Annotated in this window: 15 protein-coding genes; 6 read left to right on the top strand and 9 right to left on the bottom strand. The window is 34.9% G+C overall.

Annotation, left to right across the window (positions count from 1 at the left end; genetic code table 11):
* The first annotated feature begins 13 nt into the window (after window positions 1–13).
* Window positions 14–856 carry a universal stress protein gene (locus FJ651_RS10415; RefSeq protein WP_140990449.1) on the top strand — a complete coding sequence of 281 codons (843 nt, stop codon included), beginning with the start codon at window positions 14–16 and terminating at the stop codon, window positions 854–856.
* Window positions 857–863: 7 nt separating this feature from the next.
* Here the strand turns inward: FJ651_RS10415 and FJ651_RS10410 are convergent, their stop codons facing one another.
* The 8 genes from FJ651_RS10410 to tsaD form a co-directional block, all read right to left on the bottom strand.
* On the bottom strand, window positions 864–1,520 hold the full coding sequence (locus FJ651_RS10410; RefSeq protein ID WP_140990448.1) for an HAD family hydrolase: 657 nt from the start codon (window positions 1,518–1,520) through the stop codon (window positions 864–866).
* Window positions 1,521–1,688: 168 nt separating this feature from the next.
* Entirely contained in the window at window positions 1,689–2,882 is a 1,194-nt protein-coding gene (locus FJ651_RS10405; protein WP_140990447.1) for a THUMP-like domain-containing protein, read from the bottom strand.
* 2 nt (window positions 2,883–2,884) lie between these two features.
* Window positions 2,885–3,976, bottom strand: a complete 1,092-nt coding sequence (locus FJ651_RS10400; protein WP_140990446.1) for an AI-2E family transporter — start codon at window positions 3,974–3,976, stop codon at window positions 2,885–2,887.
* Between the two features lie 50 nt (window positions 3,977–4,026).
* The gene (locus FJ651_RS10395; RefSeq protein WP_140990445.1) at window positions 4,027–4,536 is read right to left on the bottom strand and encodes a TrmH family RNA methyltransferase; all 510 of its coding nucleotides are present in this window, start codon (window positions 4,534–4,536) and stop codon (window positions 4,027–4,029) included.
* 2 nt (window positions 4,537–4,538) lie between these two features.
* A complete protein-coding gene (locus FJ651_RS10390) occupies window positions 4,539–5,204 on the bottom strand; it encodes a DUF4159 domain-containing protein (protein ID WP_140990488.1) in 666 nt (221 codons plus the stop codon).
* Between the two features lies 1 nt (window position 5,205).
* Window positions 5,206–5,913: a 16S rRNA (uracil(1498)-N(3))-methyltransferase gene (locus FJ651_RS10385; RefSeq protein WP_140990444.1), complete on the bottom strand. Its 708-nt coding sequence runs from the start codon at window positions 5,911–5,913 to the stop codon at window positions 5,206–5,208.
* A complete protein-coding gene (locus tag FJ651_RS10380) occupies window positions 5,913–6,536 on the bottom strand; it encodes a peptidylprolyl isomerase (RefSeq protein WP_140990443.1) in 624 nt (207 codons plus the stop codon). The genes FJ651_RS10385 and FJ651_RS10380 overlap by 1 nt, the downstream gene beginning before the upstream one ends.
* A gap of 100 nt (window positions 6,537–6,636) precedes the next feature.
* The gene (gene tsaD / locus FJ651_RS10375) at window positions 6,637–7,659 is read right to left on the bottom strand and encodes a tRNA (adenosine(37)-N6)-threonylcarbamoyltransferase complex transferase subunit TsaD (protein ID WP_140990442.1); all 1,023 of its coding nucleotides are present in this window, start codon (window positions 7,657–7,659) and stop codon (window positions 6,637–6,639) included.
* Window positions 7,660–7,841: 182 nt separating this feature from the next.
* On the opposite strand from tsaD, the gene FJ651_RS10370 reads away from it, so the two are divergent.
* From FJ651_RS10370 to FJ651_RS10350, 5 genes are all read left to right on the top strand, one after another.
* Window positions 7,842–12,230, top strand: coding sequence for a translocation/assembly module TamB domain-containing protein (locus FJ651_RS10370; protein WP_140990441.1), 4,389 nt, complete (start codon window positions 7,842–7,844; stop codon window positions 12,228–12,230).
* A gap of 136 nt (window positions 12,231–12,366) precedes the next feature.
* Window positions 12,367–13,353, top strand: coding sequence for a 6-phosphofructokinase (pfkA, locus tag FJ651_RS10365; protein ID WP_140990440.1), 987 nt, complete (start codon window positions 12,367–12,369; stop codon window positions 13,351–13,353).
* A gap of 28 nt (window positions 13,354–13,381) precedes the next feature.
* Window positions 13,382–14,383 (top strand): type I glyceraldehyde-3-phosphate dehydrogenase, encoded by a 1,002-nt coding sequence (gap, locus tag FJ651_RS10360; RefSeq protein ID WP_140990439.1) that lies wholly within the window; start codon window positions 13,382–13,384, stop codon window positions 14,381–14,383.
* Window positions 14,384–14,448: 65 nt separating this feature from the next.
* A complete protein-coding gene (locus tag FJ651_RS10355) occupies window positions 14,449–15,312 on the top strand; it encodes an N-acetylglucosamine kinase (protein WP_140990438.1) in 864 nt (287 codons plus the stop codon).
* Window positions 15,312–15,674, top strand: a complete 363-nt coding sequence (locus FJ651_RS10350; RefSeq protein ID WP_140990437.1) for a methylglyoxal synthase — start codon at window positions 15,312–15,314, stop codon at window positions 15,672–15,674. The genes FJ651_RS10355 and FJ651_RS10350 overlap by 1 nt, the downstream gene beginning before the upstream one ends.
* On the opposite strand, the gene FJ651_RS10345 is transcribed toward FJ651_RS10350, so the two are convergent.
* Window positions 15,671–16,708, bottom strand: a complete 1,038-nt coding sequence (locus FJ651_RS10345; protein WP_140990436.1) for a GMP reductase — start codon at window positions 16,706–16,708, stop codon at window positions 15,671–15,673. The two genes, FJ651_RS10350 and FJ651_RS10345, sit on opposite strands and share 4 nt — an antisense overlap.
* Window positions 16,709–16,719: the final 11 nt, after the last annotated feature.

Here is a 16,719-nt window from a genome sequence, read left to right as displayed (position 1 = left end):
AATAAAGATATAGATGAAGACAATTCTGCTTCCCACCGATTTCTCAAATAACTCTTGGAATGCCATTAGGTATGCCATCGAGTTTTTTAAGGACACCGAATGTACCTTTTATTTGTTACATGTAAATCGTGTGAGTGATTTGGTAGCAATTGACAGACCTTACATTATCGACCAAAATGTTATTGAAGAAACCTTTACAAAACCTGCTATTGTAAGATTAAAAAAATTAATTTCAAAAATTAACACACTACCAATTAATAAAAAACATAAATTCTTTACCATTACAGATCATAACTTGTTCATTGAATCTATCAGGCAAAATATTACCGAACTCAATGCCGATTTTATAGTGATGGGCACAAAAGGTGCGGAAGGCTTTAAAAAAATAATTGTAGGTAGTAACACGGCCGATGTGATTACTAAAGTTAAATGTACAACCCTGGCGGTTCCGGAAAATGCCAATTATAAAAAACCCCGTGAGATTGCATTTCCAACAGATTTCTCAATGTCGCATCCTGATGAAACCTTAGGTGTTTTAAAGGATGTATTAAAGAATCATAATGCAGCCATAAGGTTTTTACACATCAGTAAACGAAAAGAAGCTAACCTAAACGAAGAGCAAGAAAGAAATAAGAATGCTTTAGAAAATTACTTCAAAGAATTTGAGCATAGTTTTCACTTCTTAAAAAGTGACAGAATTGAAGATGCCGTGCAGTGTTTTGCCGATAGTAGAGACGTGGACTTAATTGTAATGGTTGCCAAAAACCAAAACTACTTTCAAAGAATCATTTTCAGACCTAAAGTTGAAACCATCAGTTACCACACCGATATACCGTTTTTAGTAATACACGAGTAGCGTAGTATTATATCAAATCTTTCACTAAATCGTACTTTAAATCCAGTAAGTTATTTACCACCAAATCTGCTAAGCTGTAGTCTTGATTTTTTGAATGTTTACTATTGTAGCCTGCGCAGTAAATTCCGGCTTTTTTAGCAGCTATAATACCGTTGGTAGAATCTTCAATCACCATGCATTGCTCAATGCCATAACCCGATGAAGCGGCAGCATTGATAAATATTTCAGGATGTGGTTTAGAAGATTTCAATTCGGCACCACTGTGTTTAGCAATAAAAAACTTGTCTAATTTAAATCGGTTAAAAACACGGTCAATAGTACTTCTTGAGGCTGAAGAGGCTAAAACCATAGTGATATCGTGGTGGTAATAGTCTTCAATAATCTCAAAAACACCATCCAGTAACTTCAGACTCGGATCGTGATCAAACAAATAGTTAAAATGATCCCTTTTACTCAATTCCAATTTAACAGGATCTTCGTTTAAATTAAAATGATCAATAATTCTGGTGCAAATATTTTTGGTAGATTGTCCTGTAAAAGATTCGTATAATTCATCTGAAACGTCTAATCCAAATTCATCAAACATTAAATGATAGGCTTTATAATGCAGCGGCTCGGTATCCACAATAACACCATCCATATCAAATAAAACTGCTTTTAACATAGTATTTTTTTTCAGGTGCAAAGATTGTAAATAAATATTACGAATACACGAATTACTAAATAGATATTAAATATTAGATATTAGAAGTAAAAAATACGATGTTTGGCTTTTCTGCCAAAATTAAAATCTGTGTAAATCGGTGTTATCTGTGAGAAAATAGAATAGCTTTTAATGTCTTTCCTGACTCAATTTTTCACATATCAACACCACTTTCTTATTATCAAAAATGGTAGTAAAAAACAGATAGCGCTCACCACCATCTTCAATTTTAAATTTTTCCCTAAGGCTTTTAACATCAATTGGAAAATTTCGAGTGGTAATATTGGCTTTGTTGATATGAAGCGATTTGAGTGTAGATTTAGAAAATGGTACTACTTGATTTATTTTGAAAACACGCCCCGGAAATTCAACCAAATTATTTGAGGTATACAAATGCGTATGTTGATCAAGTTTTTCAACACCCAATTTAACGGCTATACTTTTAAAAGCACCAGATTTCATAATGGCGGCATTAGGCTCATATAAATAGGTGAGTGGCTCAGAGTAAGATAGCTCTAACTGATTTTCGTCGTGTAGATTAAACTCAAAATATTCGGTATAATTAGATTTGATGTTTGCGGTTATAACTTTAACGATGTTATTGTTATTTTTGGATATTAACCAAAGTAATTCTTTAACTTCATTATCAACTGCAACCGCATGAATTTGCATCACATGCTTTAATTCTTTTAGAGCTAAATTAATATCTAACAGCGGTGAAGTTTTTATAAGAATTGTAGGAGCGTAATTCAATAAAATGTCTAAATTTTCAGGTATATCAGGTTCGCAATCTTTGAGCATAAAAACTTTTCCCTTTAGGTTGTGACGTCGAGAAGGATCGGCATAAATACAATCAAAGTTTTTATCCTGAGATTTTATGTATTTAATGCCATCACTACAAATAGTCTTAATATTGGTTTTATTGAGTACATTAAAATTGTGTGCTGCTATTTCGTGTAAATCCTGATTGATTTCGCAATGCGCTACAGATTTGAAATTATTGGAGAAATAATAGCTATCAACTCCAAAACCACCGGTAATATCAATTAAACTATCACCCGAAACCAGTTGAGCTTTATAGTTTGCGGTGATTTCAGAAGATGTTTGTTCAATATTTAATTTATTGGGGTAGTAAATGTTTTCTGTTTGAAACCAAGTTGGCAATTTCTGCTGTGCCTTGCTTTTAGAAACTATTTGTTCTAATAATTGCGCTATCGGAACTTCAGGAAAAGGCGAACCTTTTAATGCCACTTCCGCATGGTTTTTTGCTAAATTTTTATAGATATAATCTTGTACGGCCGTATTTAAAATTAAACGGTTCAAACTCACTCTACGTTTCTGGTAAGTTTTTGAACAACAGTATAATCAGATAGAAACTCTTTAAGCACAACTTTAAGTGCAGTATAAGAAGGTACAGCAATAATCATCCCTAAAATCCCAAACAATAATCCGCCAATAATAATAATTAAAAATATTTCTAATGGGTGAGACTTTACACTCTTCGAAAAGATAAACGGTTGACTGAAAAAATTATCTACCAATTGGGCAATGATAAAACCAATAAATACTTTAATGGTAGTAGGTAAAATAACTTCCTGAAAGTTTTCACCTAAATTACTGCTCATGCTGAGTAACACAAGAAGTATGGCACTTATTATTGGTCCTACATAAGGAATAAGATTTAGTAAGGCGCATAAAAAGGCAATCACCACCGCGTTGTTGATACCAAAAATTAGTAGGACAACCGTATAAATAATGAACAAGATGGTAATTTGAAGCAACAAACCATTAAAATAACGTGATAATAAACCTTTAATTTTAAGAATTGAGGTTCTTGTACCAATCGTCTTCGAATCAGGCACAAAGGTTAGTAAGCCATTTTCAAACAACTTACTGTCTTTCAAAAAGAAAAATGAAATAAACAAGACCGAAAACAAACCAACACTAAAACTGCCCAAACCCGAAATAAATCCGTTTAACAATTCTGGGATAACGGCAATATTAACCTTAGACAGTAACCCTGATTCTTTAAAAGATTCACTTAAATCTATGTTTCGCAGATTAAAATAATTGAGTGCTTCGTTATAAAGGGTAGATACGTTTTGCTCAAGTTTGTTGATATCTAATAGCGCCAGATTTTCGCTTTGTTTTATAACTAACGGAATAAACAAACTCACCAATCCTAATACAAAACCTAATAAAATAGCCATTGTAAGCACAGCAGCGATTGTTTTTTTAAACTTTAGCCTTTGTTCAAGAAATATCACAATGGGTCTGCCAATTAAGGAAACAACTGCTGCTATTAAAATATAAGCAATAACAGATCTTATTAAGTACAACGCATATAATGCCAATACAATTGCCAGAATAATAGCAACAGCTTTTACAATCCCTTTGGCTATGGTGTTAGAATTCATGGCATAAATATATCATTCTTTTAGCAATGCAAAAACTAGTCTTAATAATTTTACCGTTTTTCAGATAATTGATTGGTGATTTCGTATAGAGCTACTGTTGCCGCCTGTACCACACTCATACTGCTGTTGTGTCCATACATATCAATATGCAAAATATTATCAGACCACTCTAAAACCGCATCGCTAACACCAAAATTTTCAGAGCCGATTACAATAGCAATAGGCTTTTCAATCGATAACTTTAAATCTTTTAACGGTTTACTACTTTTGGTGATTTCAATACTAATAATCTGAAAATTGTTGGCTTTTAAAGATTTTACAACATCTAATGCATTTGGTTGTACTTGAAAATCCACATACCTCTCGGTGGAACGCGATGTCTTAGTTATACGTTTTCCTAATGGAACACACTCGCCACATAAAATAAGCTTTTCTACCCCAAATGCATCTGACAGTCTTAGCAAACTGCCAATATTGGGTGCTTTAATAACCCCATCACAAACCAAAACTATTGGAAAAGTTTGTTTTTTAAATTTAGATTGCTGGTGTGTAAGCTGCATAATTAACTTCCAAACACATATTCAATAATATTGGCGCCTATTTTTAGAGCTTTTTCGCGTACATCGGGCGGATCGTTGTGTACTTCTGGGTCTTCCCAGCCGTCACCTAAATCGGCTTCTGTAGTAAATAACAATATTAGTCTGCCTTCATGAAAAACACCCATTGCCTTTGGTGGTAAACCATCGTGCTCATGTATTTTTGGGAGTCCATTAGGAAAGCTAAAAGTTTGATTATAAACAGGGTGATTTACAGGGAGCTCAACAAGCTGGTTATTAGGGAATAATTTGTCCAGTTCTTTTAAAACATAGGGCGCCATGCCGTAGTTATCGTCGATGTGCAGAAATCCGCCTGAGATTAAATAATTTCTAAGATTTTCAAGATCATCATCATTAAAAAACACGTTGCCGTGACCGGTCATGTGAATAAATGGGTATTGAAATATATCAATACTATTGGGTTCAACAACTTCAACTTTTGTTTCGAGCGCTGTATTGATATTTTGATTGCAAAACTTAACCAAATTAGGTAAAGCAGTAGGATTGCTATACCAATCGCCACCGCCTCTGTATTTTAAAACAGCAATTTGCTGGGCATTTAACTCTGAATGTAGCGCAATTAGAAATATTACAACGCAAAAATATTTCAAGATTTTATCTGATATCACCATGTTAATCGTCATTCATTAAAACCAGTGTGTGGCATGCAACCACTGCCGCAGTTTCTGTTCTCAATCGGGTTGACCCCAAAGATATTGGTATATAATCGTTATTTAAAGCCATTTCAATTTCTTTAACAGAAAAATCGCCTTCCGGACCAATTAAAACGGTGGCATCTTTGCCAACATTATAAACAGATTTTAATGACTGTTTTTGGGTCGGCTCACAGTGTGCAATAAACTGCTGGTGTGAACTACTATTAGTGAGAAAATCTGATAATTGACAAACAGGATTTAAAACCGGCAAATGAAACTGCAGTGATTGCTTCATGGCAGCGATTAATATTTTTTCAAATCTTTCGGTTTTTACAATGCGTCGTTCGCTATTATCACAAATAACAGGTGTGATGCTGCTAACGCCAATTTCGGTGGCCTTTTCTAAAAACCACTCAAATCTATCGTTCATTTTTGTAGGCGCTACCGCCAAATGTATGCTGTATGATTTTGGCTCGAAATATTCAGCAGATACAATTATAGCCGTACTATTTTTGCTGTGATTATTTGTTATTTCGGCCTGAAATAACCACCCAAGTCCATTGGTGATTTGAATAATATCTCCGGATTTTTTACGTAACACTTTTGAAAGGTGTAAACTTTCTTCTTTCGAAAAACTAAAGTTTTTAGTGTTGTTATTAATTTCCGAATTGTAAAATAATTGCATTATCTAACAGATTGCGTGTGTTTTAAAACTTTTATTTCTTCTATAAGTTTTGGTTGGTGGGTTTGTAAAATTACGTAATACCAATTGCGCTCGGGGATGTCGACGCTATAAATGTCGTTTGTTTGATTATCGATTAATACTTTTTCCTCAAATTCCTTCGTCAAATCGCCATGTGTTACCCATCCCAAATCACCACCGCGTTTGGCATTTTGGTCCATAGAATATTGCCCGGCCAAATCTGCAAAAGGTATACCGGCTTTATATTGTGCTATAATCATACGGCGTTTGTTGTCTATTTCAGGCTTTGAAAGCGATGTGCCGTCTAAAAAAATGTAACTCAACCTGTAGTAAGGAATTTTATAACGGTCAATTATTTTATAGGTGGTTTTTTCAATATTGTTCTCATAAACTTTCTTACCAAATAACGGCCTGTCAAATAATTCTCTTGACAGTGAAGTATTGTGTTTTTCTTTGTTGAAGGTAACAATGGCAGCGTTGCCGTAAGTTTTAGTAAAACTTTCTGCCCGATCCAAGGAGTTTATTGAATCAATTTCAGTTTCAACATTATCTTGTGAGTAGGTTACAAGGTTGAAAGCAAAAATGAAGATTAAAAGGTATTTCATTTGGTTTTAGTTTTGGGTTCAGGTACAAAACAACAAAAATATTACGGTAAAAATTATCAAAAATTGAAGGTGTTATTAACAAGGCAATTAACAAACAATATTACAATTTAAGTCGGGCAGAAGCTGTAATTTCTTGATTTGTAAAGTCGTTATTTAAATACTTTAAATAGCCCACAATACCAATCATAGCGGCATTATCGGTGGTATATTCAAATTTTGGCAAGTAGGTTATCCAACCATACTTTTTTTCTGAATTAAGCAAAGCGGTTCTTATCCCTGAATTGGCCGAAACACCACCGCCAATCGCAATTTGGGTGATGCCGGTTTGTTTAACGGCGAGTTTTAACTTATCTAATAAAATTTCAACAATAGTATGTTGTATGGAAGCACAGATATCGTTGAGATGCTGCTCTATAAAATTTGGATTGTTTTTGGTTTCTTTTTGAATAAAATATAAAATGGCTGTTTTTAGTCCGGAGAAACTAAAATTAAGTCCTTCCACTTTTGGTTTGCTAAACTTAAAAGCCTTGGGATTTCCCAGTTTAGCCAATTGATCAATTTGCGGTCCGGCCGGATAACCCAAGCCTAATATCTTTCCGCTTTTATCAAACGCTTCACCTACGGCATCGTCAATGGTTTCACCTAATATTTGTAAATCAAAATAAGAATTAACCTGCACAATTTGGGTATGACCACCAGAAATAGTCAAAGCTAAAAACGGAAATACAGGCTTTTTGGCAGAAGCATCTTCTATAAAATGCGCTAAAATATGCGCTTGCATGTGGTTGACTTCAATAAGCGGAATTTTAAGCCCTATTGAAAGACTTTTAGCAAATGAGGTGCCCACTAACAAAGATCCCATCAATCCGGGTCCGCGTGTAAAAGCAATGGCGTTTAAATCTTTTTTAGAAATCCCTGCTTTTTTAATGGCTTGATCTACAACCGGAACTATGTTTTGCTGGTGTGCCCGAGAAGCAAGTTCGGGTACTACACCACCATATTGCGCATGAACTTCTTGACCGGCAATAATATTGCTTAAAACATTGTTGTTACAAAGCACGGCAGCGGCGGTATCATCGCAAGAAGACTCTATTGCCAGTATGTAAATATTTTCTGTTGTCATTAATGTTGATTGGGCATAATAATTGTTACTTTTGAATTTAGATGAAAATCAAGTACCAACGCTTAAAACGCTTGCAAAGTTACACATTCAAAATAACTAATAAATAGCTAATCATCATTAAAAAAGCATTTAAAATATTATATAAGCTGGTGGCAATTATTTTGCTGATGTTTATTATTTTAATGCTTATACTAGCAATACCGGCAGTTCAAAATAGTTTGGGTAGCTATGCCACCAAAAAGCTTAACGAAGAGTTTGGCACCAATATAAACATCGAAAAAATTGGTTTGCGTTACAATGGTGATGTAAGGTTAAAGCAGATTTACATTGAAGATTTTAAACAAGACACCCTTATATATATCAAAGACTTAAAGACATCGATTGTAAGTTTTAAAAATTTATATAACGGAAAACTAAACTTTGGAGATATTGAGGTAGAAGAACTTCAATTTAACGTAGTTACTTACCTTAACGAAACAGATACTAATTTAGATGTTTTTGTAGCCTCGTTTGATACCGATGAGCCCAAAACTGAGCCCAGCAATTTTTTAATGTCGTCCAGTGATATATCCATCAATAAAAGCAGCTTTAAGCTTTTAGATTACAATAAAGAAACGGTTGATATTTTAAATCTTAATAACTTAAATATTAACGCCACCAATTTTTTAATCTCAGGGCCCGATGTCAAAACACGCATAAACCAGCTGAGTTTTGACAGCAAACGGGGTGTATCGGTTAATCAAATGTCTACCAATTTTGAATATGGTTTAGACCATATGGATTTTAAAGATTTAAAGATTAGGTCTAACAATTCCAATATAAACGGGCAGTTGCGCTTTGACTACGAGCGGGAAGATTTGCAATATTTTGAAGACAAGGTGTTAATTACTGCAAAATTCCAAAATTCCAGTATTAGGTTAGATGAATTAAATAAGTTTTACAACGAATTTGGAACCGGTCATCAAGCCGAGATAGCAATGGATTTATCAGGCACACTTAATAAACTCAAAATTGACAACCTTAATTATGCTTCCAGCTCCAATACAGTTATTGATGGCGACCTCATGCTTACCAACTTGTTTACAGATAACAGCAATGATTTTTCGTTAGATGCTTATTTTAGAACCCTATCTTCTAATTACAAGGATTTAACAACCATATTCCCGGAGCTTTTAGGCAAAACTATTCCAACTTTATTTAATAAATTAGGAAGGTTTTCAATTACAGGACCGGCTTTTATAACTGCTAATACTATTGAAACCAACAATACTATTGTAACAGATATTGGGAACATAAAATCTCGGCTTAAACTAACCCGAGTTGACGATATAGATAACGCTCAATATAAGGGTAATTTACAATTCGAAAATTTTGATTTGGGTGTTTTATTTGACGATAAAAATTTTGGAACGACCTCTTTTAATTTAGATCTTGAAGGTAAGAGTTTTAAGATGGACAAACTTCAAACTAACCTAACCGGATTTGTTTATAATCTTAATTATAATGACTATAATTATAAAGACATTTTCATATCGGGAGCTCTTAAGAATAAAATATACAATGGTATTTTAAAAATAAACGACGATAATATTAAGTTTCACTTCGATGGGCTAGCCGATGTGTCAAGTGAAATAAAATCTTTCGACTTTAATGCCGATGTAAGTTATGCCAATCTAAAGGCATTGAACTTTGTAAAACAAGACTCTATCGGTATTTTTAAAGGTAAAGTGATGGTAAGTGCCAGTGGTTCATCGGTTGATGACGCCCGAGGAACCATCAGTGTTTTTGAAACAAACTATATTAATGAAAACGACCAGTTCTATTTTGATGATTTTTCTATTACATCAGTTTTCGAACAAAATCAGAGAACAGTCACCGTAAATTCGCCCGATATCATTGAAGGTACCATGATTGGAGATTTTAAATTTGCCGATATTCCTAAGCTAACCCAAAATGCCTTAGGCTCTATTTTTACCAACTATAAACCTTACAAAATAGAAAACGAACAGTATATTGATTTTGATTTTATTATTCACAATAAAATCATCAATGTATTTTTAAACGACTTAAGATTTAGCGAAAAGACCAATATTAAAGGGCGAATTGAAACTGATGCCACCCAATTTAAACTGCTATTTAAAGCGCCGTTTATAGGTTATACAAAAGATTTTAACGCTGAGAATATTTCACTTAACATCAACAATTCCAATCCGGTATACAACACCTATATTAAAATGGATTCGTTGAGCACTAAATTTTATAACGTTTCAGATTTTAATCTTATCAATGTAACGTCTAAGGATACCTTATACATCAGATCAGAGTTTAAAGGTGGTGTTAACAACGCCGACGAATACACTATGAATTTATACTACACGATAGATGAAGACAATAATTTTGTTGTTGGCTTTAAAAAATCTGATGTGAGGTTTAAAAATTTCGATTGGCAAATCAACGTTAATAACGAACCATCAAACAAAGTGATTTTTGATAAAAAACTTAAAAATTTTCATATCAATCAGCTTATTGTTAATCACGAAAATGAACAAATGTCTCTTTACGGTCGATTGCGGGATTCAACCTATAAAGATTTATCGCTCAGCTTTAACGAAATAAGTCTAAACAAAATAACACCAAGTATTGATAGTCTATCTTTAAGCGGTGATGTTAATGGATACCTGCGATTATTGCAGCAAGATGGTGTTTATCTACCAACCTCAGATTTGCTAATTAGCAATCTTGAAGTTAACGATTTAAGATTGGGCAATTTAGGCGCTTTAATCACAGGAGATGATTCTTTAACCAAATATACCGTTGACGTTTTATTACAAAACGACAATGTTAAATCTTTAGAAGCCATTGGTGAAATTAACTTTGGTAAAAACAATAAAAACATAGACTTAGATGTAAGTTTTGATGAGTTTTTGATTGATCCGCTTAACCCTTTGGGCGAAGGTATTTTAAACGATATAAGGGGTTTGGTATCAGGAGAGGTCAAAGTGAGTGGTAGCCTTGAAAAACCTGATTTAAACGGTGAGTTGTATATGGATAGAACCGGACTTAGAATTCCTTACCTTAACGTTGATTACGGCTTCGATTTTGATTCAAAAGTTATTCTTGAAGGTCAGGATTTTATTTTTGACAATGTTGCCTTGACTGATACAAAATTCTTTTCAAGAGGCAGATTAAATGGTGTTATTAGTCATGACAATTTTTCTGATTGGAAACTGAATTTACAAATTGATGCCGACAGGCTATTGGTGCTCGACACGCAGGAAACAGAGGAATCTCTTTATTACGGCACAGCGTATATGACTGGTAATGCTTCCATTTCAGGCCCAACAGACGAGTTGGTAATATCTGTAAATGGCAAAACGGCTAGAGGTACGGTATTTAACATTCCACTTAACGATATCAATTCATTTGGAGACAACACTTACATCAAGTTTTTAACAAAAGAAGAGAAAAACGCCAGAATTTTAGGAGAAGTAAAAGAAGACGTTTTAGTAAAAGGACTAGAACTTAAATTTGATTTGGATGTAGATGAAAATGCCTTGATAGAAATTGTTATAGATAAGGAATCTGGCAGTACCATTAAAGGTAGAGGATCAGGAAACTTACTTTTTGAAATTAATACTACCGGTAAATTTAAAATGTTTGGTGACTTTTCTGTATATCAGGGAATATACAATTTTAGATACGGCGCCGTTGTTCAAAAAGAATTTACGGTACAGCCCGGTGGTACCATTCTTTGGGACGGCGAACCTCTGGATGCCAGAATAGACTTAAAAGCCATTTATAAAACCGATACCAATCCATCTATTTTATTGGATAATCCTACCAGTCAGAGTATTCCCGTAAATTTGGAAATTAATCTGTCAGGGCGACTTGAACAACCCGAGCCGGAATTTGATTTTTCGTTTCCAAACGCCAGTTCTATATTAAAATCAGAATTGGAATACAGATTATCATCAAAAGAAGAACGCGATAAACAGGCGTTATACCTTTTAGCAACCGGAGGGTTTGCCCAAGGTGTTAACGACTTTAATTTTACCGGTACCATTGCCGAAAGATTAAATGGTATTATTAGCTCATTGTTAGGAAATCAAGACGGTACATTTAATATAGGATTGAACTATCAAATGGGAGCAGATCGACCCGATTTTCAAACAGACGACAGATTTGGTGTAACGCTTCAAACAAAAATATCAGATAAAATTTACCTCGACGGACAGTTAGGTGTGCCAATTGGAGGCGCTTCAGAAACGGTGATTGCCGGAGATGTTCAAATTGATTTTTTACTCAATGATGATGGCACATTAAAAGCTCGAGTTTTTAATCGTCAGAACGAAATTAGAAACTTTGGAGAAGACATAGGTTATACTCAGGGAATAGGTATTTCGTATAACGTAGAATTCAATACTTTTAAAGAATTAATTCAACGTATTTTGAAAGGAGAGTTTAACAGTCAAAAATCTCAAAACGAACCTCAAACCTCAAAGAAAAAAGCTGAGAATTTACCTGATTTTATAAATCTCAAAAAGGCTGAAACCGCCAAAAAAGGTAAATAAGTATAGAATTCTCTATCAATATCATTAATAGTTATTAACGAAAACGATTGAATAATTTATTCAACCGAAATAAATGATTAAAGTCAACATTTTCTAATCATTGTTTATTAATTTTACTAAGTTTTAAAGAAAATCAATGACAAAAAATATAAAAAAAATAGGGGTAATGACCTCCGGTGGAGATTCTCCGGGTATGAATGCCGCTGTAAGAGCAGTAGTAAGAGCATGTGTGTATCACAATGTTGAATGTTACGGTATTTATAGAGGTTTTCAAGGAATGATAGAAGGTGAGTTTGAGCTAATGAGTGCTCGCAGCGTCAAGGGTATTATCAATAAAGGTGGTACCATTTTAAAATCTGCCCGATCAAAAGAATTCATGACTTATGAAGGTAGAAAAAAGGCATACGAAGAACTTAAAAAGAATGACATAGATGCTATAGTTGTAATTGGTGGAGATGGTAGTTTTACCGGTGCTATGATATTCAGCGATGAGTTTAACTTTCCGGTTATGGGAATTCCGGGCACTATTGATAACGATATTTTCGGCACATCGCATACTTTAGGCTATGATACTGCTTGTAATACAGTTGTTGAAGTAATCGACAAGATTAGAGATACGGCTAGTTCTCATGACAGACTATTCTTTATTGAGGTGATGGGTCGTGATGCGGGTCATATTGCGCTAAATGTTGGTGTTGGTGCCGGTGCCGAGGAAATATTAATACCAGAAGAAGATTTAGGTCTTGACAGATTGTTAGAGTCGCTCAGAAGAAGTAAGCGCTCCGGAAAAACTTCCAGTATTGTTATTGTAGCCGAAGGTGATAAAATTGGTAAGAATGTTTTTGAACTTAAAGATTACGTAGAAGAAAATCTCGGTGAATACGAAGTACGCGTTTCTGTTTTAGGACATATGCAGCGTGGCGGTTCACCTTCTTGCTTCGATAGAGTTTTGGCCAGTAGAATGGGTGTAAAAGCCGTTGAAAGTTTACTGGAAGGCAAAAACAAATTCATGGTTGGCCTCCTTAGCGACCAGATGGCACTTACGCCTTTGGAAAAAGCAATAAAGGGTCAATCAAAAATAGATTTAGAATTATTGAGAGTATCAGATATTCTCACAGTATAAAGTTGAATTATTAATTAAAATTAGAAATATGTCAAATTTAAAATTAGGAATAAACGGTTTCGGTAGAATAGGTAGACTCGTTTTTAGAGTAGCTATGGAACGTAATGATGTTGAAATTGTTGGAGTTAACGATTTATTAGATCCAGATCATTTAGCTTATTTGTTAAAGTATGATTCTGTTCATGGGAAATTTAATGGTACTGTTGAAGTAAAAGATGGTCATTTAGTTGTAAATGGAAAAACCATTAGAGTTACTGCCGAGCGTGACCCGAAAAATTTAAAATGGAACGAAGTTGGTGCCGATGTAGTAGCTGAATGTACCGGTATTTTTACTACACTCGAAACAGCTCAATACCATATTGATGCAGGTGCAAAAAAAGTAGTAATTTCTGCTCCAAGTAAAGATGCACCTATGTTTGTAATGGGCGTTAACCATAAAGAAGCTAAAGCATCTCAAACAATTGTTTCAAACGCCTCTTGTACTACCAACTGCTTAGCGCCTGTTGCTAAAGTACTTAATGATAACTTTGGTATAGAAGAAGCGTTAATGACAACTGTACATGCTACAACGGCTACACAATTAACAGTTGATGGTCCGTCAAGAAAAGATTTTAGAGGCGGTAGAAGTGCCTTGTTAAATATTATTCCTGCTTCAACCGGTGCTGCAAAAGCAGTTGGAAAAGTAATTCCCAGTCTTAATGGAAAATTAACTGGCATGGCGTTTAGAGTGCCTACAGCCAACGTTTCTGTGGTTGATTTAACAGTTCGCTTACAAAAAGACACCAGTTTAGACGAAATTAAAAATGCTTTTAAAGTTGCTTCTGAAGGCGAAATGAAAGGTGTTTTAGGCTATACAGACGAACTTGTGGTATCTCAGGATTTTATGAGCGACCCAAGAACCAGTATTTTTGATGCTGATGCAGCCATCGAGTTAAATTCGAAGTTCTTTAAAGTGGTTTCTTGGTACGACAATGAGTTTGGTTTCTCTAATAAAATGGTAGACTTAGCTCAACACATCAATTCACTATAATCATTAATTTATATCTTACAATTCCGTAACGCCTCTAAGCGTTACGGAATTTTATTAACAACGCTATGATTTTAATTACAGATAGCGGTTCTACCAAGTGCGATTGGATTGCAATGGATTTACACGGCAAACAAACACTTGAGAAAATTAGAACCAAAGGATTAAATCCCGCCATTTTAAGCGAAAAAAAATTACATAAAATTATTTCTTCAAGTGATGAGCTTTTGGAAGTTGCCAATCAGGTAACACATGTGTATTTCTACGGTGCCGGATGTGGTACTGAAAAACCAAGACTTTCTTTAAAAGGCGTACTTGAAAATATTTTTCCAAATGCGTTAGTAGATGTGCAAGAAGATACTATGGCAGCCGTAAGAGCTTGTCAAAACTCGCCCGATGAAGCAGCGGTTGTTTGTATTATGGGTACCGGTAGTAACTGCAGCTATTTTGACGGTAACAAACTTCATCAACGAGTTGTAAGCTTAGGCTACACATTAATGGACGAAGCCAGCGGTAATTATTATGGCAAACAATTGATAAGAGACTATTACTTCAATAAAATGCCTGAGTCTATTAAAATTTCCTTTGAGCATAAATACAATTTAGAGGCCGATTTTATTAAGTATAACTTGTACAAACAGCCAAATCCAAATGCATACCTTGCCAGTTTTGCAGAATTTATGTTTTTAAATAAAGATTCGCATTACATCAGCAACCTTATCAAATCGGGATTTAGATTATTTACAGAGCATATGATACTTCAATTTAAAGAAGAATTGAAATCTTGTCCGGTTCATTTTGCCGGCTCTATTGCTTATTTTTCGCAAGATGAAATTAAAGAAGTTGCTAAAGAATACAACTTTAAAGTAGGGAATTTTATTAGAAGACCTATTGAAGGTTTGGTGCGGTATCATAGCAGTCAATTAACATAATGGAAATTGCTCTAATAGCCCACGACGGTAAAAAGGCAGAAATGGTTCAGTTTCTAAATGAACACCGCCAAATTCTGGAACAAAAGCGCATTACCCTTATTGCCACAGGTACTACCGGTCAAAAAGTAAAAGCTGCCGGTTATGACGTATTGTCTTTATTATCAGGACCCAGAGGTGGTGATGCTCAAATAGCAGCCAGAGTAGCCGAGGGCATTTGTAATATGGTGTTATTCTTTAGAGATCCTTTAGATAGGCATCCTCATGAACCCGATATTTTGATGTTAATGAGATTATGCGATGTGCACAATGTGCCTTTAGCAACCAATCCGGCAAGTGCTGCTTTATTGATTAAAGCTATTTAGCTAAAAATGTTATTCTCTTGTTCTGCTACTCTAATAAAAGTGGTTCGTTTGGTGAGTTCTTTTAGTCTTAAGGCACCAACATATGTGCAGGTACTTCTTAATCCGCCTAAAATATCTTGTATGGTCCTATCTATGGGCCCTTTGTACGGAACATCTACAGTTTTACCTTCGCTTGCGCGATAGTTGGCAACTCCTCCGGCATGTTTTTCCATAGCTGTTGCCGAGCTCATTCCGTAGAATTGTTTAAATTTTTCACCGTTCTTTTCAATTAAATTGCCACCGCTTTCGTCATGTCCAGCCAACATTCCGCCTAACATTACAAAATCTGCACCTGCACCAAAAGCCTTGGCTACATCTCCCGGTGAAGCACAGCCGCCATCACTTATGATTTGTCCGCCCAAACCATGAGCGGCATCGGCGCATTCAATAATTGCTGAAAGTTGCGGATAACCAACACCTGTTTTAACGCGTGTGGTACAAACACTTCCCGGACCAATTCCAACTTTCACAATATCGGCTCCAGACAAGATCAGCTCTTCGGTCATTTCGCCTGTAACCACATTGCCTGCAATAATTGTTTTATCTGGAAAATTTTTCCTGATTTTTCTAACGAAATCCACAAAATGCTGGGAGTAACCATTAGCGACATCAATGCATATAAATTTTAAATTTTCATTTAAAGACATGATGCTCTTTAGATGTTTGATGTCATTTTTACCCGTGCCGGTACTCACAGCAATAAAGTCAGTAATATTATCAGGAGCTGTTTTCAAAAACTGCTGCCATTGCTCAATACTGTAATGTTTGTGAATTGCTGTAAAAAGTTGCTGTTGACTCAGCGCCATTGCCATTTCAAAAGTTCCTACGGTATCCATGTTGGCTGCCATTACTGGAATACCAGTCCATTTATGCTTACTATTAAAAAAACTAAATGTTCTTTCGAGATTTACCTGAGACCTACTTTTAAGGGTAGAGCGTTTTGGACGAATCATTACGTCTTTAAAACCTAATTTCAAGTCGTTTTCTATACGCATCTCTTGATCAG

Origin of the sequence: Paucihalobacter ruber, from assembly GCF_006494535.1 — a bacterium.
Taxonomy (GTDB): Bacteria; Bacteroidota; Bacteroidia; order Flavobacteriales; family Flavobacteriaceae; genus Paucihalobacter; species Paucihalobacter ruber.
This window is presented reverse-complemented; position numbering and strand designations above follow the sequence as displayed.

Excerpts from the sequence above, each read along its gene's own strand:
- FJ651_RS10415 (WP_140990449.1), top strand. The coding sequence starts at position 14 with ATGAAGACAATTCTGCTTCCCACCGATTTCTCAAATAACTCTTGGAAT.
- FJ651_RS10410 (WP_140990448.1), bottom strand. The coding sequence starts at position 1,520 with ATGTTAAAAGCAGTTTTATTTGATATGGATGGTGTTATTGTGGATACC.
- FJ651_RS10400 (WP_140990446.1), bottom strand. The coding sequence starts at position 3,976 with ATGAATTCTAACACCATAGCCAAAGGGATTGTAAAAGCTGTTGCTATT.
- FJ651_RS10395 (WP_140990445.1), bottom strand. The coding sequence starts at position 4,536 with ATGCAGCTTACACACCAGCAATCTAAATTTAAAAAACAAACTTTTCCA.
- FJ651_RS10390 (WP_140990488.1), bottom strand. The coding sequence starts at position 5,204 with ATGGTGATATCAGATAAAATCTTGAAATATTTTTGCGTTGTAATATTT.
- FJ651_RS10385 (WP_140990444.1), bottom strand. The coding sequence starts at position 5,913 with ATGCAATTATTTTACAATTCGGAAATTAATAACAACACTAAAAACTTT.
- FJ651_RS10380 (WP_140990443.1), bottom strand. The coding sequence starts at position 6,536 with ATGAAATACCTTTTAATCTTCATTTTTGCTTTCAACCTTGTAACCTAC.
- tsaD (WP_140990442.1), bottom strand. The coding sequence starts at position 7,659 with ATGACAACAGAAAATATTTACATACTGGCAATAGAGTCTTCTTGCGAT.
- FJ651_RS10370 (WP_140990441.1), top strand. The coding sequence starts at position 7,842 with ATGCTTATACTAGCAATACCGGCAGTTCAAAATAGTTTGGGTAGCTAT.
- pfkA (WP_140990440.1), top strand. The coding sequence starts at position 12,367 with ATGACAAAAAATATAAAAAAAATAGGGGTAATGACCTCCGGTGGAGAT.
- gap (WP_140990439.1), top strand. The coding sequence starts at position 13,382 with ATGTCAAATTTAAAATTAGGAATAAACGGTTTCGGTAGAATAGGTAGA.
- FJ651_RS10355 (WP_140990438.1), top strand. The coding sequence starts at position 14,449 with ATGATTTTAATTACAGATAGCGGTTCTACCAAGTGCGATTGGATTGCA.
- FJ651_RS10350 (WP_140990437.1), top strand. The coding sequence starts at position 15,312 with ATGGAAATTGCTCTAATAGCCCACGACGGTAAAAAGGCAGAAATGGTT.
- FJ651_RS10345 (WP_140990436.1), bottom strand. The coding sequence starts at position 16,708 with ATGCGTATAGAAAACGACTTGAAATTAGGTTTTAAAGACGTAATGATT.